Genomic DNA, 21005 nt, shown 5'->3' on the forward strand with positions numbered 1-21005 from the left:
CGGGGGCGGCCAAGCCTCCCTAGGCAAAGGCCCTCAGAGGTTCAGCCTGATGGTCACGGAACGGCCGTGCGCCTGCAAGCCCTCGGCCTGCGCGAGTTCCGTCGCGGCCGGCGCCAGAGCGCGCAGCGCCTCGGGGCCGCATTGCAGCAGCGATGTCCGCTTCATGAAATCGAGCACGCCGAGCCCCGAGGAAAACCGGGCCGAGCGCGCGGTCGGCAGGACGTGGTTGGGGCCGCCGACATAATCGCCGATCGCCTCCGGCGTATGGCCGCCGAGGAAGATCGCGCCAGCATTGCGGATCATCCCCGACAGGCGGTGCGGATCGGCCGTCATGATCTCGAGATGCTCCGGCGCCAGCCGGTCGACCAGCGGCACCGCCGCCTCGAGATCGGCCACCAGCAGGATCGCACCGAAATCCTCCCAGCTGCGGCCAGCGATTGCCGCGCGCGGCAGCGTCCGCAACTGCGCCTCGACCGCACGCTCGACCCGCTCCGCCAGATCCGCATCGTCCGTCATCAGGATCGACTGGGCCGAGACGTCATGCTCCGCCTGGGCCAGCAGATCGGCGGCGATCCAGTCGGCATTTGCGGTTCCGTCGGCGATGACCAACACTTCGGAGGGGCCGGCGATCATGTCGATGCCGACCTGGCCGAAGACCCGGCGCTTGGCCGCGGCGACATAGGCATTGCCCGGGCCGACGATCTTGGCGACGGGCGCGATCGTCTGCGTTCCATAGGCCAGCGCCGCCACGGCCTGAGCCCCGCCGATGCGATAGATCTCGTCCACGCCGGCCAGCCGCGCCGCGGCGAGGACGAGGGGGTTGCTTTCTCCCCGCGGCGTCGGCGCCACCATGACCACGCGCGGGACGCCGGCGACCTTGGCGGGGACGGCGTTCATCAGAACCGAGGACGGGTAGCTCGCCGTGCCGCCGGGCACGTAAAGCCCCACCGCCTCGATCGCGCTCCAGCGCCAGCCGCTGCTGACGCCGGCTTCGTCGGTGAACCAGGCGTCCTGCGGCTTCTGGCGCAGATGATAGGCCTCGATGCGCGCCCTTGCGGTCTCCAGCGCGTCGATCTGCGCCGGTGTGCAGGCAGCGACGGCGGCGTCGATCTCTTCGGCCGAGACGCGCAGGGTGGCGGCCGTGACGTCGAGAGCGTCGAAGCGGCGGGTGTAATCGATGACGGCGGCATCCCCCCGTTCGCGCACCTCGGCGATGATGTCGGCGACGATGCGGTCGACCTCTTCGGAAACTTCCCGCTTGGCCGAGAGCAGATCGCGAAACGCCGCTTCGAAGGCGGTCTTGCTGTCGTCGAGCCTGATCGGCATCGCTGTCCCCGGCTGGTGCTGTTCGGCTGGTGGTGGCTGGTTGTCGACGCGTCCGCGGCGAAGCGCCTCAGGCGTCCTCGGGATGCTCCGGCTTGCCGAGCGCTTCCCAGACCGGGCCGAGATCCTTCATCTGCGCCTCGATACACTCGACCGCGAGCCTGATCGCCGCGCCTTCCGAGAAGTGCAGGGTGATCTCGCCCGTCGGCGCCTCACCCTCGGTGAAGCCGATCGCCAGCAGGCTGAGGACACGGTCGCTCATCGCCTTGTCGATCCCCGTGCTGCGCACCGACATCACACGGTCGAAATGCAGGGCCGCCAGCCGCCGTCGGCGCTGGCCCCGCGCCGCCCCTTCCCAGTCGAACCGCCTGGCGGCGAGGGCGAAGCGCTTCTCCGCCGGCAGCCAGACGACATCGGCCACCTTCAGGACGGCGTCCTGGAGATGGGCCGAGAGGATCGCGAGATCATCGGCATCGAGCGCGATCAGCTTCAACGGGTCTGCGGCATCATCCGACATGGCGGTGTTCTTGGCCGTGCCATCCCCTGACGTCAACCGCTGAGACGCTCGACCAGGGCGCCGCAGCGCGTCAACTTGGCCTCGAGCGCCTCGAAGCCGCGGTCGAGATGGTAGACCCGGTTGATCGTGGTCTCGCCCTCGGCCGCCAGACCCGCGATCACGAGCGAGACCGAGGCGCGCAGATCCGTCGCCATCACCGGCGCGCCGGTGAGCTTGGCGACGCCCTCGACATGGGCACAATCCCCCTCGAGCCGGATCTTCGCGCCGAGGCGGGCGAGTTCCTGCACATGCATGAAGCGGTTCTCGAAGATCGTCTCGCGGATCCGGGAGGTCCCTCGGGCCTTCGTCATCAGGGCCATGAACTGGGCCTGGAGATCGGTCGGAAAGCCGGGAAAGGGGTCGGTCTCGACATCGACCGCCTCGAGCGGCTGCCCGTTGCGGCGCACCCGGATGCCCGCATTGGTCGAGGACACCTCGACGCCGGCCTTGACCAGGACGTCGAGCGCCGACTGCAGCAGGTCCGCCCGCGCTCCTTCGAGCACGACGTCGCCGCCGGTCATTGCGACGGCCATGGCATAGGTTCCGGTCTCGATCCGGTCGGGCAGCACGGCGTGATGCGCACCGCCCAGGCGCGCGACGCCGGTGACGACGATGCGGCTCGTTCCGGCGCCCTCGATCTTCGCGCCCATCTTCGTCAGGCAGGCGGCGAGATCGGTGACCTCGGGCTCGCGGGCCGCGTTCTCGATGACCGTAGTGCCCTGCGCCAGGACGGCGGCCATCAGGGCGGTGTGCGTGCCACCGACAGTGACCTTAGGGAAGACAATCTCGGCTCCCTTCAGCCCGCGGGGGGCGCGGGCGATGGCATAGCCATTCTCGATCTCGATCTCGGCGCCGAGCCGCTCCAGCGCCATCAGAAGCAGATCGACCGGGCGCGTGCCGATGGCGCAGCCGCCCGGCAGCGAGACCTTGGCCTCCCCCATGCGGGCGAGGATCGGCGCGATCACCCAGAAGCTGGCGCGCATGGTCGAGACGAGTTCGTAAGGCGCACAGGTGTCGACGATCTGGCGTGCGGTCAGCGCGATCGTCTGGCCGGTCTCGGCGGACTGGCCGATGCGCTTGCCGGCGATCGAGCGATCGACGCCGTGATTGGAGAGGATGCGCGAGAGCGCGCTGACATCCGACAGGCGCGGCACGTTGGCGAGCGTCAGCGTCTCGTCGGTGAGCAGGCTCGCGATCATCAGCGGCAAGGCGGCGTTCTTGGCGCCGGAGATCGGAATGGCGCCGTCGAGGCGCTGGCCGCCGGTGATGCGGATCTTGTCCATCATGAAGTCCTGCTGAGCCTCCCGGCGATCACCGGTGGCGAGGAATGTCTGTGTTCAGGACCGGTTGGGGTCGGCCTGGGCTCGTGGCGCCTCGTCCTGCGCGGGCGCCTCCTCCGCGCGACGAGCCCGGGCCTGAGCCTTGCGGCGCTTCAGGTTCTCCCGGAGGGCGGCGGCGAGGCGCGCCCTCTTCTCCTCGTCTGCGGCTGTCTGGCGGTTCACGGCAACAACTCGGTACCGGGGTTGAACGCTCATATCGCGGCGAAATCGCGGCGCATGGTTAGCCGCCCGCGCCGCTTTGGACAAGCCGAACGGCGGCGCGGCATGGCGATTGCTGGTCCTCTGTTACGGTTGTGTCGAGCGCCCCGTCCCGGCACGCTGCAAAAGGTTAACGCCTGACGTTAGGTAATAAAGATTAACGTAATTAACCATTCGGGCGAGATTTCATTTACAGTTTGTTAACTTCACGTACGTTGTCGGCATCGCACAGATGCTCGGCGATACGGGATGAGCAGCATGTTTCAGTCAGTTGCTTCGGTCATGGACGCCCCTCCCGCAGCTCTGCTCGACAGCTGCGAGGTCATCGACGCGATCCGCCGTCGGGCCGGCTTCCTGCCGGAGACGCAACTGGCCTACGAGCCCGCCATCCAGACGCTCTGGGTCACGATCCGGCCGGAGCTGAAGCCCGTCTTCACGCTGCAGCTGCTGGACAGCCTGGTGAAGATCCAATCCGCGATCGTCGCGCTCTGGGGCGCGCCAGACCAGTATCACCGGGCGCCGGTGCGGTTCCTGGCCTTCCGTGGCAGGGGTCCGTTCTTTACGCTCGGCGGCGATCTCGATTTCTATCTGGACTGCCTGGCCAAGAACGACCGCGCGGCTCTGGCTGAGTATGCCCGGCTTTCGGCGGCCGGAGCGGTCTTGAATGCGAGCGGCCTCAACGGGCTGGTCGTCACGCTCTCGACGATTCACGCCAAGGCGATCGGCGGCGGCATCGACGCGCCGCGCTCCTGCAACGTCATGATCGCCGAAGAGCAGGCCTCGTTCGTCTATCCCGAGATCAAGTTCAACCACTTCCCCATTACCGCCGTCGCCATCCTGTCCCGGCGGATGGGCGCGCGTGCGGCGGAACGGATGCTGATGTCGGGCGAGGAGATGAGCGCACAGGCCTTCTTCGAGGCCGGCGGGCTGGAAGCGGTGGTGCCGACCGGCACGGGCGAGGCCTGGATCCGGAAATACGCCCAGGATTCGCTGCCGATGCACGCGGCCAAGACGGCGCTGTTTTCGGCCTTCAACCGGCGTGCAGGAGACCTGCAGCAGGAGCTTCAGGAGCTCGGCCGGATCTGGACCGACTGCATGCTGCGCCTGACGCCGAGCGCAATCTCCAAGCTGCAGCGGATCGCCCAGACGCAGGACAGGATGCTGGCACGGATGTATCAGCGACCCGCGGCCGACGGCCTCCAGCTCGGCCTCTGAGCCCGCGCGCCGCCATGGCGGTGCCCCGATGCGGCAACACCAAACATTTACCTCTCGTCCTTTAAAAGCATTTAATCGGGGAGTTATTGCAGGCGCTGCAGCAGCGCCTGCGGCGGCCACCTAGGCAGGATGAGATGGCGCTCGGGCTGAGGGAATGGTGGAATGCCAGGCAGCGGCGCCCGGGCGAAGGCTTCGACCAGCCCAGCTACGCCCTGCTGGTCAGTTCCCTGTTCTCGTCGCCGGCCTCGATCATTCCCGGCGGCGTCGCGGGAATCCTGACCCCCTTCCTGTGCTGGATCTCGACCGGGCTGGCCCTGTTCGAAGTGCTGACGATCGTGGTCGCGCTGATCGTCTTGCTGCGCCTGGCGACCTTCGTTTCCTATCGCCGCGGCGACCATTCCCGGGACGGCTACGAAGAAACCCGCCGCTGGGACCGGGATTACTTTCTCGGCGCCACCGCTTTCAGCGCCGTGCTCGGCTACAGCTGCTATGCCGCGCTGACGCATACCGACGATCCGGCAGCCCATATCACCTCGGTCGCCTCGACCATCGCCATCGCCTCGGGCTACGTCTCGCGCAACGCAGGCCGGCCGAAATTCGTCGCCGTCCAGTTGCTGACCTTCTGCGTTCCGATGGCGATCGGGCTGATCCAGGCCCATAACGTCTATTACCAGTACATCGGCTATTTCGCGTTCCTGTACGTTGCGGCCAACATCGCCATCACCAACTCGCTGCATCGCAATCTGCTCGCCCTGAGCGACGCGACCAAGCAGTCGAAGGCGCTGGCCTCGGCGCTGCATTCGCAAAACCTGACGCTCGACGCCGCCCTGAACACGATGATCCACGGGCTGGCGATGTTCGACCGCGATCTCAAGCTCGCCGTGAGCAATGCGCCGCATCTGGCGCTCTACGGCCTGCCGGAAACGCTCTCCCTGCCGGGCACGCCGATTTCGGCGATCGCGCGCTTTCTGGTCGAGCGACAGGTGGTCGCGGCGGGCCAGCTGCGCGATCTGCGGGAGGCGCTGGCCGAAGTCCAGGCCACGCAGCAGACGACGAGCCGGGAAATCCAGACGCGCAACGGGAGGGTTCTGGTCGTGACCTTCGCGCCGGCTGCCGAAGACGGCGTGCTGATGTCGACGGAGGATGCCACTGAGCGAAAGGCGACCGAGGCGCGGATCGAGCAGATGGCCCGCTTCGACGAGCTGACCGGCCTCGCCAACCGCTTCGAGTACAACCGCTCGATCGCCGACGCCTTCGGGCGGCTGGAGCGGACCGGCGAGTCCTTTGCCCTGCTCTATGTCGATCTCGACGGCTTCAAGCAGGTCAATGACAGCCTCGGGCACGACATCGGCGACCGTGTGCTGATGGAGACGTCCGAGCGGCTGCGCGGCGCCATCCGCGGCAGCGACCAGCTGGCGCGCTTCGGAGGCGATGAGTTCCTCCTCATCCTGCCGGCTGCGAACCACAGTGTCGTCACCGCCATCGCCCAGCGCATGATCGACGCGATGACGCCCGCCTTCGCCCTGGACAACAAGACGGTCTACGTCACGGCCAGCATCGGCATCGCCATGGCGCCCGCCGACGGCGCCAACCCGGCCGATCTGCTGCGGCACGCCGACACCGCGCTGTACAAGGCCAAGGCAGCCGGCCGCAACACGCTGATGTTCTTCAATCCGACGATGGCCGAGGAGATGCTCGAACGGCACGAGATCGAGGTCGACCTGCGCAAGGCCTGCGAGGATGGCTCGCTGGAACTGTTCTACCAGCCGATCATCGATCTGCGCTCTGGGGAAGTGGTTTCGCGCGAAGCGTTGATGCGCTGGCGCCATCCGACGCGCGGCATGGTTCCCGCCGGCCAGTTCATTCCGATCGCCGAACAGTCCGGCCTGATCGCCACGATCGGCGACTGGGCGATCCGGCAAGCCTGCAAGGACGCGGCCTCATGGGAGACGCATGTCGGCGTCTCCGTCAACATCTCGCCCCTGCAGTTCCGCGAACCGCGCCGCATCATCGAAGCGGTCAAGCTGGCGCTGCTCACCTCCAGCCTGCCCTCGCACAGGTTGACACTCGAGGTCACCGAATCGCTCCTGATCGAGGACAACAAGACGACGCTGGGTGTCATCAACGAGTTGCGCACGCTCGGCGTGACCTTCGCGCTCGACGATTTCGGCACTGGTTATTCCTCGCTCGCCTATCTCTCGACCTATCCCTTCGCCCAGGTGAAGATCGACCAGAGCTTCACGCGGACGGTCAACTCCAGCGAGGCGTCCAAGGCGATCATCGAGGCTGTGTGCCAACTGGCACGCCGGCTCTCGATGAATGTCGTGGTCGAGGGCATCGAGACCGAGCAGCAGCGCATCGCCGTCCAGTTGCTCGGCGCGCAGCGCGCGCAGGGGTATCTTTTCGGCAAGCCCGCCCCCCTGGCCGCCATGGCGGAAAAGGGCCGTCACGTGGCCTGAGCGGTCGGGGCGTGACGAATGGGCACGGTTCCGCCACCCTTCGCTGCGGCGCAGAAAGCGGCTCGCGCGGCAGTGCTGCCTTGATTCTGGCCCAGCGACAACGCATCAGCGATTGTGGCCCACAGTCCGCTCGTCAGGGAGACGGCATGATCGCATCCGACGACGCTTTCGCATCGCTGCTTCGGCACGACGGCCGCGGCAGGGCACGACCGTGCCTTGGGGTGTCGGCGTGAGCGATCCCGCGACGTCTTCCGCCCCGTTGCCCCCCCTGACTCCGGACCTCTGCGTGATCGGCGCGGGAACCGGCGGGCTCGCCTTCGCGACCGCCGCCGCGGCCTTCGGCGTCGCCATCGTCGTCGTCGAGCGCGACCGGATGGGCGGCGATGTCGGCGACGCCGTCATCGAGGCGCTGGCGGCCGCCGGAGCACGGGCGCAGGCCGTCCGCGAGGCACGGCGGTTCGGCATCGTCGCGGCGGAGCCGGAAATCGACGACGCGCAGCTGCATGACCACATCCAGCGCGTGCTGGCGGCACAGACGCCCAACGTCTCCGCCGAGCGCCTGACCGCGCTGGGCGCGACCGTGCTCCGGGGGGACGCGCGCTTCGTCAGCCGAAGCACGGTGATGGTGGGAGACCAGGCGATCAAAGCGAGGCGCTTCGTCATCGCCACCGGCGCCCGCACGGTCGTGCCGACCCTTCCCGGCCTCGACGGCCTCCCGCATCTCTCGGTAGCGGATCTGGCCTCCCTGACGCGCCGGCCGGAGCGGCTGATCGTTCTCGGCGGCCAGACTACGGGCGTCGCAATCGCGCAGGCGATGCGGCGCCTCGGCAGCCATGTGGCCCTGGTGGACGATGGCGATCTGCTGCGGCGCGAGGATCCGGAGGCGGTCGCCATCCTGCGCCGGACCCTCCTGCGCGAAGGGGTAGCGCTGCACGAGCACACGACGATCGAGCGCGTGGAGCGGATGAAGGGCGGTATGCGGCTGGTGATCGGCGATGGTGCCGCCGGCTCGGAACGGACGATCGAGGGCACGCATCTCCTGCTGGCCGGTCCCGCCGAGCCCGCCATCGACGGGCTCGACCTCGAACTTGCCGGCATCCGCCGCGGGCCGGAGGGAATCCAGGTCGATCGCGGCCTGCGCTGCACGAATCGCCGCGTCTATGCGATCGGCGACTGTGCCGGTGGCGCGCCCGGCTCGGTCAGAGGCGGTCATGTCGCCGAGGAGCAGGCCCGGCTGGTGCTGCGCAACGCCCTGTTCCGGCAGCCCGGCGCCTTCGCCCCCCTCGCTGCACCGCAGGCGACGCGCAGCTTTCCGGCGATCGCCCGGGTCGGCCTGTCGGAGGCGGACGCCCTCAAGCAGGGAGCGGTCCGCATCCTGCGCTGGCCTTATTCAGAGAGCACGCGGGCCCAGGCGAAGCGGACGACCGACGGCTTCGTGAAGCTCGTCACCGACGCGAAGGGCAGGCTCCTGGGCGCCAGCATCGTCGGCGCACAGGCGGACGAGCTGATCGCGACCCTCGGTCTGGCGCTGAAGCGCGAGATGAGCGCCGCCGAACTGGCGGAGCTTCTGGCGCCCTGGCCATCGCTGTCGGAGGTCTCGAAGCGCGCCGCGGCCTCCTTCCTGGTGCCCCTCGCCACCAAGCCGCTGCTGCGCCGCATCATCGGCATCCTGCGCCGTTTCGGGTAGGCTTGGCGACGATGCAGCCTCAGATGCCCGACAGGGAACAGATCTCGATCAGCCTGCCGCGCGGGCTGACGCGGCTCGGCCTGTCGGCCAAGCTGCTCGTTCTGACGGTGCTGTTCGTCATGCTGGCGGAGGTGCTGATCTATCTGCCCTCCGTCGCCAATTTCCGGCGCAACTGGCTCAATGATCGGCTCGCGGCGGCGCAGATCGCCGTGCTGGTGCTGGAGGGGGCGCCGCAGGACGGCCTGCCTGAGGGCAGCGAGAACCGCCTTCTGATGGGCGTCGGCGCCCGCGCGATCGCGGCGCGCGTCGGCGGGGCGAGGCGGCTGCTCAGTCTCGATTCGATGCCGCCCGCAGCGGTCTCCCGTACGGTCGACCTGCGCAGCATGGGCTGGGCCGAGGCAATCGGAGACGCGCTGGAAACGCTCGTCATGCCGCCGGCGCAGATGCCGATCCGCGTCATCGGCGAAGCGGTCGGCGGGGCCGATTTCGTCGAGATCGTCATCGACGAAGCGCCGCTGCGGCACGCGCTGCTGAAATTCTCGGGCAATCTGCTGGTGATCTCGCTGATCATCTCGGGGCTGACGGCGGTCGCCGTCTATCTCGCGCTCAACTGGATGATCGTCGGCCCGATCCGCCAGCTCGCCGCCAATGTCATGGAATTCGAGATCGACCCGGAGAATCCGCACCGGATCATCGAGCCGACGCAGCGGGCCGACGAGATCGGCGAGGCGCAGCGCGCGCTGGCGCGGATGCAGATGACTCTGGCGGGCGAGTTGCGGACCAAGAAGCACTTGGCCGAACTCGGCCTCGCGGTCAGCAAGATCAATCATGACCTGCGCAACATGCTGGCTGCCGCCCAGCTCATGTCGGACCGGCTGACCGAGACCCGCGACGCCAAGATCAAGCGTTTCGCGCCGCGGCTGATCGCGACGCTCGGGCGCGCGATCGACTTCTGCCAGGCGACGCTGGCCTATGGCCGGGCCGCCGAGGCGACTCCCGTGCTGAAGGACGTGGCCCTGCGCCAGCTCGTGGCCGAGCAGGCCGAGATGCTGGGCCTCGCCGAGGCGGCGCTGGTCAGCTTCGCCAACGAGGTCCCGAGCGATCTGGTGGCCCCCTGCGACCCCGACCAGATGGCGCGCGTCCTGCTCAACCTGATGCGCAATTCGGTTCAGGCCCTGACGCAGGCCGGCGCGGAGGCCGGGCTGAGGCCGATGCTGGCCGTGCGGGCCGAGCGCGACAACGGCTCGGTCGTCCTGCGCGTCGCCGATAACGGCCCGGGCGTGCCCGAGCGGGCTCGGGCCAACCTGTTCCAGGCCTTCCGCGGCTCGGTGACGCCGGGGGGAACAGGCCTCGGGCTGGCGATCGCGGCGGAACTCGTGCGGCTGCATGGCGGCACGATCACGCTGGAGCCGTCGGAGACCGGAGCGGTGTTCAGGGTGACGCTGCCGGCGCCTCGATCGGCCAGCGCCTGAGAGACCCAGCCCGAACTACTGGCTCGCCCAGATCACCCGCGCCATGAAGGCAATCTCCGCAAGGGCCAGCACGCGGTCGCCATGCTCGGGGTTGAGCGAGGCGAGCTCGACGGTCTTCGCGGTCTGGCGCTTGAGCTGCTTGGCGAGGACCTCGCCCTCGACGGTCTTGACGACGACGCGGTCGCCGCGGCGCACGGTCGCCGTCGGCGAGACGATGATGGTGTCGCCGTCGCGGTAGAGCGGCAGCATCGAATCGCCGGAGATCTCCAGCGCATAGGCCTTCTCGTCGGCGACGCCCGGGAAGGCGACCTCCTCCCAGCCCGTTCCGACCGGAAAGCCGCCATCGTCGAAGAAACCGCCGGAGCCCGCCTGGGCGAAGCCGATCAGGGGGATCGTGCGCGAGGGCGCCGCGCCGCGCCGCATCACCACGCTCATGAACTCCTCGAGCGAGGCGCCCGTGGCGGCCAGGATCTTGGCGATCGATTCGGTCGAGGGCCAGCGCTCGCGCCCGTCGGGCCCGATGCGCTTGGAGCGGTTGAAGGTCGTGGCGTCGAGGCCGGCCTTGCGGGCTAGACCCGAGGCGGTGAAGCCATAGCGCTGGGCGAGCGCGTCGATCGCGGTCCAGATCTGATCGTGGGAGAGCACCGCGCGCGCCTCGCAGGGATGTTGCCGTCAACCGGGGATAACCATAGGAAATATCCCCTATTCAATGAGACTTCAATCTGATTTTGCGGCAGGCGACGATAAAAATTGGCGAAGCCTCCTGACAGCCGCTAAGCCGTCCCGCAGCCCCCATCCGCCGAGGTCGCCCGTGCCGCTCATCTACAAGATCTGCCCCGACAGCCTGTGGCGCGAGGCTGAAGCCGCAGGCCGCTTCGACGGTGCCGCCATCGATCTCAGCGACGGCTTTATCCACTTCTCCACCGGCGCCCAGCTCCGCGAGACCGTGGCGAAGCATTTCGCCGGCCAGCGGGATCTGCTCCTGATCGCGGTCGAGGATGACAAGCTCGGCGCGGCGCTGCGCTACGAGCCCTCGCGGGGCGGCGACCTGTTTCCGCATCTCTACGCGCCGCTCGGAACGCGGGACGTGCGCTGGGTGGCGCCGCTCGCCCAGGGGCCCGATGGCGCCCACCTCATTCCGGAGGACGTCGCGTGATCGGCTCCCTGTTCAACCTCGCCCGGCCGCTGATCCACAAGATGGATGCCGAGACCGCGCATCGGCTGACGGTCGCGGCGCTAGCGGCCGCGCCCTCGCTGCGGCCGGCTCCGGATGACCCGGTGCTGGCCACCGAAGCCTTCGGGCTGTCCTTCTCCAATCCGGTCGGTCTCGCGGCGGGCTTCGACAAGCATGCCGAGGCGGTGGACGGGGCGCTCGGCCTGGGCTTCGGCTTCGTCGAGGTCGGTGGCGTCACGCCGCTGCCCCAGCCCGGCAATCCGAAGCCGCGGGTCTTTCGCTTGGTCGAGGACGCCGCGGTTATCAACCGCTACGGTCTCAACAGCGACGGCATGGAGGCCGTGGCGCAGCGGCTGGCGGCCCGGCGGGCGCGGGGCGGTATCGTCGGCGTCAATCTCGGTGCCAACAAGGACTCCGCCGACCGCGCGGCGGATTATGCGGTGCTGACGCGCAGGCTCGCGCCGCTCACCGACTTCGTCACCATCAATGTCTCGTCGCCCAATACGCCCGGCCTGCGCGACCTGCAGGCGGAAGCCGCGCTGGACGACCTGATCGCCCGGGCGATCGAGGCGCGCGACGAGGCGGCGGCGGGCGGGCGACCGACGCCGATGCTCTTGAAGATCGCACCCGACCTCACCCTGCCGGAACTCGACGGCATGATCGCGGTCGCGCGGCGCCGCCACATCGACGGGCTCATCGTTTCCAACACCACCATCGCCCGCCCGGCCAGCCTGCGCAGCCCGGCGAAGACGGAGACCGGCGGGCTCTCCGGCAAGCCGCTCTTCGAGACCTCGACGCGCCTGCTCGCCGAGGCCTTCCTGCGGGTCGAACGACAGTTCCCCCTGGTCGGCGTCGGCGGCATCGATTCGGCTGAAACCGCCTTCGCCAAGATCCGTGCCGGCGCCGATCTCGTGCAGTTCTATTCGGCGATGGTCTTCCAGGGGCCCGGACTGGTGAAGACGGTCAAGGCCGGCCTCGCCGGAGAGGTGCGCCGCGCCGGGCTTCCGAAGCTCGCCGCGCTGGTCGGACGCGATGCAGCCGCCATCGCGGCCGGCAAGGGGCTTTAGCCCGCATTCCCCAAGCAACCCGCTGATTTCGCTGTCATGATCATGATACTTCCTTGATAAATCATGGTGTTGATGGCCGCGAAGGGCTTGTTTTATGGATCACCCGGAGGGTGCGGGCTTGCAGCGGGCAGATCGGGTGGACTTCGACCCTCGCGTACGGCAGGAATTTCGCGGCACGCAGCTCAGTTCCGACGGTGGCCTTCTGGTAATGCGCGAGCTGGATGATGCGCTCGGGCTGTCCGATCTGGCTTCAGCTGCACTGTCCGACAACCGCCGGGGCAAGAACACCGTCCACCGGCTCGACGGGCTTTTCCGGCAATCGGTGTTCGGGCGACTGGCCGGATACGAGGATTTCAACGACGCCGACCGTCTCGCCTGCGATCAGTTATGCGCCAGGTTGTGGGCGGCCGGGCTGTCGATGCGCAAGCAGCTTCGGCCTCGCAGATGGGGCAGTTTGAGACCAAGACGCTGGCCTTGGCAGCGAACCGGGCGGCGCTAGCCAACTTGAACGGGCAATGGATCGACCGGTTTCATGACTGCAATGGGCTGAATTTCATCGTGCTGGACATGGACAGCTCGGTCAGCCCCACCCATGGCGATCAGGAAGGTGCTGCGTGGAACGGGCACTTCGACTGCACCTGCTACCACCCCAACTTCCTGCTCAACCAGTTCGGCATGCTGGAACGCTGCGCCCTGCGCGATGGCAACGTCCATAGCGATGACGGCTGGCGGGATGTCCTCGATCCGGACCCAAACTGAACGAAAGCGGCACGACAGGTCTGTCGGCCGCGCTGAAGAACGTCGCTGCCGGGCACGGATGACGCGGGTTCGCGAGCCGATCCGCCCAGTTCCAGGCGTTTGCGCGACCACAGGCGCCGCTCAGGGAGAAAAACGCTTGTTCGACTGGCACAATCAGGCCAACTTTGCGTCAAATGGCACGCCACTTGGGGAATGTCGGTTCATATGTCATTTCAAGTTTCCCTTCGTTGTGTTGTGGGCGGCACTGCAGATTATGACGAACTACCCCGCAGTCGTTTCGCTGGCCGGAGCATGGAACGGATCAAGATTTCCGCGACCAGGAGATTAAGAATCCAAGCAAAGATCATCAGCCCATCGCGCAGCGGTCCCATCACCTCGGAGCCGACCATGATGATCCAGGCGATGCCGACGACGGCCTGGGTAGATGCGCCTTGGCCAATAGCATAGGCCCGCAGCATTGACGTGCTATGTTGAAAGATGTCTCGGGCTCTGATTGCGACCACGGCCCAGACGATGAGCCCGATCATTGCAGTTCCCAAGACAATCCGCACCCAATAAAGGGCCGGACCTTGCAACGCTTCGGAAAAGACATAGAAATGCGTCATCCACAAACCGCTGACCGCAGAAGCGCATCCAGCCACTGCGATCACGCGCCCGATCATGCGATGCCCGGTCGCATTCTTCTGACGGATGCTTGGCAAGAACTGAAGCGCCCCAACGATACAGAACAGAAAGCTGCTTAGGATGTGAAGGATGATGGGTGTTGGGGCAAGCAAAGCCCGCGGGTTCACGGGTGAAATTTGTGGCCCGCCTGCAAGTTCCAGAACACGGGTCAAACCGCCAAAGGCAGGAATGAACGAATAGACTAAGATAAGGCCCAAAACGGCCCATTCGATTTTTTGCAAACGTATCATGAGAAATCTATCTTTATAAAGGCGTCGCGACCAAACTCAGTGCGGCCTCGCGGCCTCGGGTGGTGCGAGTTTAGATCTAGCGCCGCTCTTTGCGGACGCCGCGGCGATTGTCGGGATGAAGCCGCGGCCGTCAGCGGCGCGCGGCGAAGAGGCGCGACAGCAGCCAGAGCGGCACGACGAGGAGCGCGCCGCCAATGATCCACTGGCCGACCTCGCTCAGGGCCCCGAAGCCGAGATCACCGAGAGAGCGCACGAATCGCACCGCGGCCTCGAACAGCGCGCGTGGCGAGAGGCCGAGAAACGCCATCGCCGCGCCGACCAGCAGCGAGATGAAGAGCAGCCGCACGAGCACGCCGAGCGGCGAGCCGCCGAGAAAGCGTTCGATCCTGCCATTGGCCATGGTCAAGCAAGTCCCCGATCCGCGCCCATCAGGCGCCCGGATGGTTGAACCCCGGCTGAACGGGCTGTCAACCCGCTCGCGGGTCAGGAGGTCGCGGAGGCCCCGGCCGTGGCCCAGGCGGTGCCGGCGATCTTGGCGGCGGCGATGACGGCCTGGGTGCGGCTGTCGACGTCGAGCTTGGTCAGGATCGCCGAGACATGGGCCTTCACCGTCGCTTCGGAGACGCCGAGCTCATAGGCGATCTGCTTGTTGAGGAGCCCCTCCGACAGCATCATCAGCACGCGCACCTGCTGCGGCGTCAGTGTCGAGAGGTTGCGCACCATGGTCGCCGTCTCGGCATCGACGGGCGCTGTCAGATCGACGCCCGGGGGCGTCCAGACGCCGCCGTCGAGCACGGCCCGGATCGCCTCTCCCATCTGCTCGACATCGGCCGTCTTGGGCAGGAAGCCGAGCGCGCCGAACTCGATGCAGCGGCGGATCACGGCCGGGTCGTCATTGGCGGAGACCACGATGACCGGGATCTCGGGGTGGTCGGCGCGCAGGAACAGCAGGCCGGAGAAGCCCTGAACGCCCGGCATGGTGAGATCGAGCAGGACGAGATCGGCGTCGCCGCCGCTGTCGAGCGCCTCGGTCAGCGCCTCCAGCGAGCCGACCTCGCTGACATCGGCGCCTTCGAGCGCGGTGGAGACGGCCTGGCGCAGGGCGCCGCGAAAGAGCGGATGATCATCCGCGATGACGATCCGTGTCGACGGCTGTCGTTTCATGGGATCCCATCCTCATGCCCGGCCCGCATTGTGCCTCAATCGGACACCGGTTCAAGCCATCGGCGCGGGCGGCCGCCGACCCGGCAGGCTGTGAACCATCCAGCCACGGCGCGCAATCAGCCATTCGACGGCAGCAACGCCTCCAACGCCTCGATCCGATCAGCGTCCCGCGGCGGCTTGTCCCAGCGGATGCGGCTGATGCGGGGAAAGCGCATGGCGACGCCGGACTTGTGACGCGTCGAGCGCTGCAGCCCTTCGAAAGCCACCTCGAAGACGAGGCCGCTGTCGCCCGTATGCGTGACCTCGCGGACCGGACCGAACCGGTTGAGCGTATGCTTGCGGACATGGCGGTCGAGTTCCACCAGTTCCTCGTCGGTGAAACCGAAATAGGCCTTGCCGACCGGCACCAGTTCGTCCGCCCCGCCCTCACTGAGGCGCCAGACGCCGAAGGTGAAGTCGGAATAGAAGGAGGATCGCTTGCCGTGGCCGCGCTGCGCATACATCAGCACGCAGTCGACGAGCCTGGCCTCGCGCTTCCATTTCCACCAATGGCCCTTGGGGCGGCCCGGCAGATAGGGCGAGTCGAGGCGCTTGATCATGCAGCCCTCGACGGCTTCCGCATCGGCGCCGGCGCCCGCTGTCGCAGGGTCTGCCCGCGCGGCGGCCAGTTCTTCCCAGTCGCGGAATGAGATGGGCGGGGAGAGATCGACGATCGGGCTGGCGAGGCGGGCCACGAAAGCCTCGAGCCGCCCGCGGCGGGCCGAGAGCGGCAGCTCGCGCAGATCGTCGGCACCATCGACCAGCAGGTCATAGGCACGGATATGCGCGGGATGCTCGAGCAGCATCTTCGCGGTGACGCTCTTGCGGTTGAGCCGCTGCTGCAGGCTGTTGAAACTCTGGACCGCCGCCTCGCGCCGCACCAGCAGTTCGCCATCGAGCGCTCCGTCCTGCGTCAGTGCCTCGACCACGTCCGGGAAGGCGGCGGCGATGTCCTCGCCGGTGCGCGAGAACAGCCGCGTGACGCGCTCGCCATTCGGCCGCGTGCCGGTGACGGCCTGGACGCGGATGCCGTCCCATTTCCACTCGGCCTGGAATTCGGCCGGATTCATCTTCTCGAAATCGCCGTCCTCGATCGGGTGCGACAGCATCACGGGGCGGAAGGGCGCGGGATCGGTGGCCTCGGGCCGCGGCCCCCTGCCCTCCAGCCAGGCGAAGAGCGTGGCATAGGGCGGCTCCAGCCCGTGCCAGACCTGCTCGACCTCGTCGGCCGGGATGCCGCCGAGGCTGGCGGCGGCCGTCTTGGCGAGGCGCGCGGAGACGCCGATGCGCAGCGAGCCGGTGATCAGCTTTAAAAGTGCCCAGCGGCCGGTCTCGTCGAGCGCGTCGAGCCAGGAGGCGACGAGGCGCGGCAATTCCGTCTTGCCGACGCTGCGCAGGCCCTCGACGACATCCGGCAGATGCGGCACGTCGTTCGCCCCCCGACGCGCCGGCCACATCAGTGCGACCGTCTCCGAGAGATCGCCGACATAGTCATAGGAGAGGGCGAACAGCACCGGGTCGGTCCGCTCGGCGATCAGGGCCCGCACGAGGCCGGCCTTGGCGTTCGGGAAGACCAGCCCGCCGGTCATGGCCGCCAGGGCGAGGCCGCGGTCGGGATCGGGCGTGCTGCGCAGATAATCCGCGATCAGCGCGAGCTTGGCGTTGCGGCGCGGCTCATAGGCCAGCCGGTCGAGAAGCCAGGCGAAGCGGTTCATGAGCGGGGCTCCCCATGCCGCGCCCGTTTACGAATGCGCCGATCCCTTCGCATCATTCAGTTTCCGTTCATGAACGCAGCATCAGGCTGGCCTGCGCTCGGGGGAAAGTGATGACCATGCGTGCCGCCATCCGGATCACGGGTCTCGCCATCGCCATGGCGACGGCGCTGTCGGGCGCCGCCCAGGCCGGGTCCTTCACCTGCCGCGAAACGCCGATCGTCGCGCCGAACCAGAAGCTCGCCGCGCTCGCGCCGCGCATCGCCGCCGGCGGCAAGCTTGAAATTCTCGCCATTGGCTCCTCCTCGACCGAGGGTGTCGGCGCCACGACGCGCGACAGGAGCTATCCGTCGCGCCTGCAGACCCTGCTCTCGACGGCCTGGCCGCGCGTGCGGGTCACCATCGCCAATGCCGGCATCGGCGGCGAGATCGCCCCCGAGACGCTGGCGCGCCTGAAGACGGTGCTGGCCGAGCGCCGCTACGACCTCGTGATCTGGCAGGTCGGCACGAACGATGCCGTGCGCGGCGGCGAGATGGCGGCGTTCCGGGCGATGATCGCCGAAGGCATCGCCGTGGTGAAGCAGGCCGGCGTCAGCCTCGCTCTGCTCAACCCGCAGTATTTCCCCGGCATCCGCGAACCGGCGCGCTACCAGAGCTATGTCGAGGCCATCGCCGAGGTGGCGAAGGGCGAGAACGTCCCCGTCTTCACCCGCTACGAGACGATGCGGGAGTGGCACGACGCCGACGCCCAGGCCTTCCGGGCCGCGCTCGCGGCGGACAGCTTCCATATGAGCGATGCGGGCTATGACTGCCTCGCCCGCGACATGGCGGCGGGGCTGGTTTCGCTCACGGCGTCGGGCCGACCTGTCGTCGCGCAGACGAAATAGGCTCCCGGCCTCAGACGGCGACCGCATCAGTGCCCTCCGTGACGGCATCCGCCTCGCCCTCGTCGCCATAACCGACCAGATGCAGCGGCTTGGCGCGCAGGCCCACGCTCGTGCACCAGTGGACGAGCGCGTCAGCCTCGCCATGGGTGACCCAGATCTCTCCCGCACCGGTTTCGCGGATGGTGGCCTGGAGGTCGTCCCAATCGGCATGATCGGAGATGATCAGGGGCAGTTCGACGCCCTTCTGGCGGGCGCGGGCGCGGATGCGCATCCAGCCGGAGGCGAAGCTCGTGACGGGGTCGGGGAATTTGCGGGCCCAGAGGTCCTGGATCGCGCTCGGCGGGCAGATGACGATCTCGCCGCCCAGCGTCTTGCGCTCGGCGGCGACGACCTTGCGGACCTCGCCCAGCTGCGCGCCCTCCGACAGGTAGAACTCGGTCAGCTTCTCCATGGCGCCATGGAGATAGAGCGGGCGGTCGTAACCGGCCTCGCGGATCAGGGCCATGACGCGCTGGGCCTTCCCCAGCGAATAGGCACCGACGATATGCGTCCGCTCGGGAAAGACCCGGACCGATTCGAGGAGCTTGCCGACCTCGGCATGGGCGGGCGGGTGGCGGAAGACCGGCAGGCCGAAGGTCGCCTCGGTGATGAAGATGTCGCAGGGCACGGGCTCGAAACCGGCGCAGGTCGGGTCCCGCTCGCGCTTGTAGTCGCCCGAGGCGACGATGCGCAGGCCACCGGACTCGACGACAATCTGGGCCGATCCGAGCACATGCCCGGCCGGCACGAAGGTGAAGTCCACCGCCCCGATCCGCACCGTCTCGCCCGGCACGGCCTCCTGCCGCTGGCCGGTGAAGCCCTCGCCATAGCGCAGCGCCATGATCGCGAGCGTCTCGCGCGTCGCCAGCACGGCGCCGTGCCCGGCGCGGGCATGGTCGGAATGGCCATGCGTGATCAGCGCCCGCGCCACCGGCCGCACCGGGTCGATGTACACATCAGCCGGAGGGCACCAGAGGCCGGCCGGCGTCGGGATCAGCAGATCGGAGGGGCGCATCGTCCCCGGCGCGTTGCGTCTGGCCAGCGTCATACTCCTCAGATAGACCCGCGCGCATGATCGAAAAGGCCCCGACCGCGCATTCCGCCAGTTCCGGCGATCCGACGCTGGACCGCCGCTATGGCTGGGCCGAAGCCGCCTTCAAGGAGGGAGACGCGCAGGCCTGCGTCGAGATCCTCGACCAGACCCTGGCGCAAGCCTACCACTTCACCGCTGCCTGGCATCTCTACGGCCTCGCGCAGGAGGCGCTGGGCCACAAGGAAGAGGCAGCGACCGCCTGGCGGCAATGCCTGACGCTCGACCCCAACGACCATTTCGGCGCCCGGCTCGATCTCGCCCGCATCGGCGCCATGCCGGCGGAAGACGCGACCTCGGAGAACTTTTCCGGCACGCTCTTCGACGGCTATGCCGAGCGCTTCGACAGCCATCTGACGCAGGCGCTGCACTACAATGCTCCGGAGCTGATCAAGGCCACGCTGGCACGGCTCTGTGAGAACGCCGGACGCGCCTTCCGGTTCGAGACCGTGTTCGACCTCGGCTGCGGCACAGGGCTGATGGGCGAGGCGATCCGCGGCGCCTGCGGTTTTCTCGCAGGTTGCGATGTCTCGCCGCGCATGATCGAGCGGGCGCGGGCCAAGACCCTGCCCGATGGCTCGCCGCTCTACGACAAGCTCGCTGTGGCCGGCCTGACCGCCTTCCTGGCCAGCCGGCCGGATGCCGGCGCCGATCTGGTGCTCGCGGCGGATGTCTTCGTCTATCTCGGCGAACTCGCGCCCGCCTTCGCCCAGAGCGCGCGCGTCCTGAGTCGCGGCGGCCTGTTCGCCTTCACCGTGCAGAGCCATGAGGGCGAGGGCGTCGTCGTCGGGGCGGATCGGCGGTTCGCGCATGCGGAGACCTGGCTGCGGCTGCGGCTCGAGGCGGCCGGCTTCACCGTCCTGGCGACCGAGGCCGTCAGCACACGGCAGGATCGCGGCGTGGCCGTGCCCGGCCTGCTGGTGGTGGCGGAGAAGCGGTGAGGAGGTACCGCTACGGGTCGGAAGCGGGCGTTGCTCAGCGGCTCGTGTGGTGCCGTTGAGCGGTATGCCCACGGCGCTTCATTTCGTCCACAACGTCCTTGATTTCGCAATCTAGGACGAAAAGGTCACCCAAAGAGCGACCGTTCAAACCGTTCCAAGAGCCTCCATAAACTAGGCCCATAATCCGATAGCAGATGCGGGCATGCAAAGGGCCTCTGCCAAAGGGCATCGCGAGCCCGGTCTTGTAAAGCCAACGGTTTGCCCGGTCGCCTGCGTGCGACTCGAGCCATCCCCGGTAGGTGACGCACTTCTCGAAATGAGAAGCGAGTTCATCATTCTGGAGTTTCGCGAGGTCGCCGCGAAGATTGATGCCAAATCTCAAGTGGCTCTCCGCTGCTCAGGCTGAAAATCCGAGATTGCAGCTACGCGCATCTCAGATGATCGCCTAAAGCTTGCCGCGCTGCTAATGTCTGCTCCGGGTCGAAAGCACGCATTGAGGATTTGTTGCGATACTGATTCGCCATGAGCGTCAGAAAAACCCGCATTATGTATATCGAAAACAAGTCCGAGGGGCTGAATGGGCCCGCGCGGATTGGCCGGGTAACCCTGTCCAAGTCGGGGCAATCGCTGCGCTACGGCGAGAAAGAATTCCAGCGGCTAGGCGGGCGGGGCTTCAAGGCCAATTACTTCGAGGCCGAAACCGGAGAACACTATTGGATCTCTGGGCCTCGCAAAGACGGTGCCGATCGGCTCTATCCCGGCAGCACGATGCCAGTTGAGATCGATGCAGACGTTGCGGAGGAGTACTGGCGAGATATCCGGGCTCTGCCGACACGGGAATGACGGCAAAGGGTCGGGCGCGACCATCTCGACGTCCCCCGGCGATACCGCTCGCGACTTCACGGCCCATAGCGGCCCCACCCGCCTTATTCCCCTTTCGTTCTCCCTCACCGCCCCCTATCTTCGGCC

General features: G+C 67.6%; 19 protein-coding genes and 1 pseudogene. 10 read left to right on the forward strand and 10 right to left on the reverse strand.

What is annotated here, in order from left to right; translation table 11 throughout:
- Nucleotides 1-33 precede the first annotated feature (33 nt).
- From hisD to SJY11_RS21785, 4 genes are all read right to left on the reverse strand, one after another.
- The gene (gene hisD, locus SJY11_RS21770; RefSeq protein ID WP_376988822.1) at nt 34-1326 is read right to left on the reverse strand and encodes a histidinol dehydrogenase; all 1293 of its coding nucleotides are present in this window, start codon (nt 1324-1326) and stop codon (nt 34-36) included.
- A 67-nt stretch (nt 1327-1393) separates the two neighbouring features.
- A complete protein-coding gene (locus tag SJY11_RS21775; protein ID WP_376988823.1) occupies nt 1394-1840 on the reverse strand; it encodes a DUF2948 family protein in 447 nt (148 codons plus the stop codon).
- A 32-nt stretch (nt 1841-1872) separates the two neighbouring features.
- Entirely contained in the window at nt 1873-3162 is a 1290-nt protein-coding gene (gene murA, locus SJY11_RS21780) for a UDP-N-acetylglucosamine 1-carboxyvinyltransferase (RefSeq protein ID WP_326908428.1), read from the reverse strand.
- 54 nt (nt 3163-3216) lie between these two features.
- Complete coding sequence (locus tag SJY11_RS21785) at nt 3217-3381, reverse strand: hypothetical protein (RefSeq protein ID WP_376988824.1); 165 nt, start codon at nt 3379-3381, stop codon at nt 3217-3219.
- A 294-nt stretch (nt 3382-3675) separates the two neighbouring features.
- Between SJY11_RS21785 and SJY11_RS21790 the strand changes: the two genes are divergently transcribed.
- The 4 genes from SJY11_RS21790 to SJY11_RS21805 all read left to right on the forward strand — a co-directional run bounded on the left by SJY11_RS21790 (nt 3676) and on the right by SJY11_RS21805 (nt 10250).
- Nucleotides 3676-4632 (forward strand): enoyl-CoA hydratase-related protein, encoded by a 957-nt coding sequence (locus tag SJY11_RS21790; protein WP_376988825.1) that lies wholly within the window; start codon nt 3676-3678, stop codon nt 4630-4632.
- A gap of 134 nt (nt 4633-4766) precedes the next feature.
- Nucleotides 4767-7091, forward strand: coding sequence for a putative bifunctional diguanylate cyclase/phosphodiesterase (locus tag SJY11_RS21795; RefSeq protein WP_376988826.1), 2325 nt, complete (start codon nt 4767-4769; stop codon nt 7089-7091).
- A gap of 286 nt (nt 7092-7377) precedes the next feature.
- Nucleotides 7378-8778 (forward strand): dihydrolipoyl dehydrogenase family protein, encoded by a 1401-nt coding sequence (locus SJY11_RS21800; protein ID WP_376988827.1) that lies wholly within the window; start codon nt 7378-7380, stop codon nt 8776-8778.
- 23 nt (nt 8779-8801) lie between these two features.
- On the forward strand, nt 8802-10250 hold the full coding sequence (locus SJY11_RS21805; RefSeq protein ID WP_376988828.1) for a sensor histidine kinase: 1449 nt from the start codon (nt 8802-8804) through the stop codon (nt 10248-10250).
- Between the two features lie 15 nt (nt 10251-10265).
- On the opposite strand, the gene SJY11_RS21810 is transcribed toward SJY11_RS21805, so the two are convergent.
- Entirely contained in the window at nt 10266-10895 is a 630-nt protein-coding gene (locus tag SJY11_RS21810) for a S24 family peptidase (protein WP_326908252.1), read from the reverse strand.
- Nucleotides 10896-11061: 166 nt separating this feature from the next.
- Between SJY11_RS21810 and SJY11_RS21815 the strand changes: the two genes are divergently transcribed.
- The 3 genes and pseudogenes from SJY11_RS21815 to SJY11_RS21825 form a co-directional block, all read left to right on the forward strand.
- A complete protein-coding gene (locus tag SJY11_RS21815) occupies nt 11062-11406 on the forward strand; it encodes a DUF952 domain-containing protein (RefSeq protein ID WP_376988829.1) in 345 nt (114 codons plus the stop codon).
- Nucleotides 11403-12491 carry a quinone-dependent dihydroorotate dehydrogenase gene (locus tag SJY11_RS21820; protein WP_376988830.1) on the forward strand — a complete coding sequence of 363 codons (1089 nt, stop codon included), beginning with the start codon at nt 11403-11405 and terminating at the stop codon, nt 12489-12491. The genes SJY11_RS21815 and SJY11_RS21820 overlap by 4 nt, the downstream gene beginning before the upstream one ends.
- Nucleotides 12492-12585: 94 nt before the next feature.
- A pseudogene (locus SJY11_RS21825) lies at nt 12586-13238 on the forward strand (transposase); the annotation flags it as partial.
- 263 nt (nt 13239-13501) lie between these two features.
- On the opposite strand, the gene SJY11_RS21830 reads toward SJY11_RS21825, so the two are convergent.
- The 4 genes from SJY11_RS21830 to SJY11_RS21845 form a co-directional block, all read right to left on the reverse strand.
- Nucleotides 13502-14164, reverse strand: coding sequence for a DUF2306 domain-containing protein (locus SJY11_RS21830; protein WP_376988831.1), 663 nt, complete (start codon nt 14162-14164; stop codon nt 13502-13504).
- Between the two features lie 130 nt (nt 14165-14294).
- On the reverse strand, nt 14295-14564 hold the full coding sequence (locus tag SJY11_RS21835; protein WP_376988832.1) for a DUF6460 domain-containing protein: 270 nt from the start codon (nt 14562-14564) through the stop codon (nt 14295-14297).
- A gap of 83 nt (nt 14565-14647) precedes the next feature.
- Nucleotides 14648-15328, reverse strand: coding sequence for a response regulator (locus SJY11_RS21840; RefSeq protein WP_067996465.1), 681 nt, complete (start codon nt 15326-15328; stop codon nt 14648-14650).
- Nucleotides 15329-15444: 116 nt separating this feature from the next.
- Nucleotides 15445-17082, reverse strand: a complete 1638-nt coding sequence (locus SJY11_RS21845) for a cisplatin damage response ATP-dependent DNA ligase (RefSeq protein ID WP_376988833.1) — start codon at nt 17080-17082, stop codon at nt 15445-15447.
- 110 nt (nt 17083-17192) lie between these two features.
- Here SJY11_RS21845 and SJY11_RS21850 point away from each other — a divergent pair, with 110 nt between their 5' ends.
- Entirely contained in the window at nt 17193-17966 is a 774-nt protein-coding gene (locus SJY11_RS21850) for an SGNH/GDSL hydrolase family protein (protein ID WP_376988835.1), read from the forward strand.
- Between the two features lie 10 nt (nt 17967-17976).
- On the opposite strand, the gene SJY11_RS21855 is transcribed toward SJY11_RS21850, so the two are convergent.
- Complete coding sequence (locus SJY11_RS21855) at nt 17977-19053, reverse strand: ligase-associated DNA damage response exonuclease (protein WP_376988836.1); 1077 nt, start codon at nt 19051-19053, stop codon at nt 17977-17979.
- A gap of 23 nt (nt 19054-19076) precedes the next feature.
- Between SJY11_RS21855 and SJY11_RS21860 the strand changes: the two genes are divergently transcribed.
- Together SJY11_RS21860 and SJY11_RS21865 are read left to right on the forward strand one after the other, a co-directional pair.
- Nucleotides 19077-20036, forward strand: coding sequence for a class I SAM-dependent DNA methyltransferase (locus SJY11_RS21860; RefSeq protein ID WP_376988837.1), 960 nt, complete (start codon nt 19077-19079; stop codon nt 20034-20036).
- Nucleotides 20037-20558: 522 nt separating this feature from the next.
- Complete coding sequence (locus SJY11_RS21865; RefSeq protein ID WP_376988838.1) at nt 20559-20879, forward strand: 1-deoxy-D-xylulose-5-phosphate synthase; 321 nt, start codon at nt 20559-20561, stop codon at nt 20877-20879.
- The last annotated feature ends 126 nt before the right edge of the window (nt 20880-21005 follow it).

Source organism: Allobosea sp. R86505 (assembly GCF_042466375.1).
Lineage (GTDB): Bacteria > Pseudomonadota > Alphaproteobacteria > Rhizobiales > Beijerinckiaceae > Allobosea.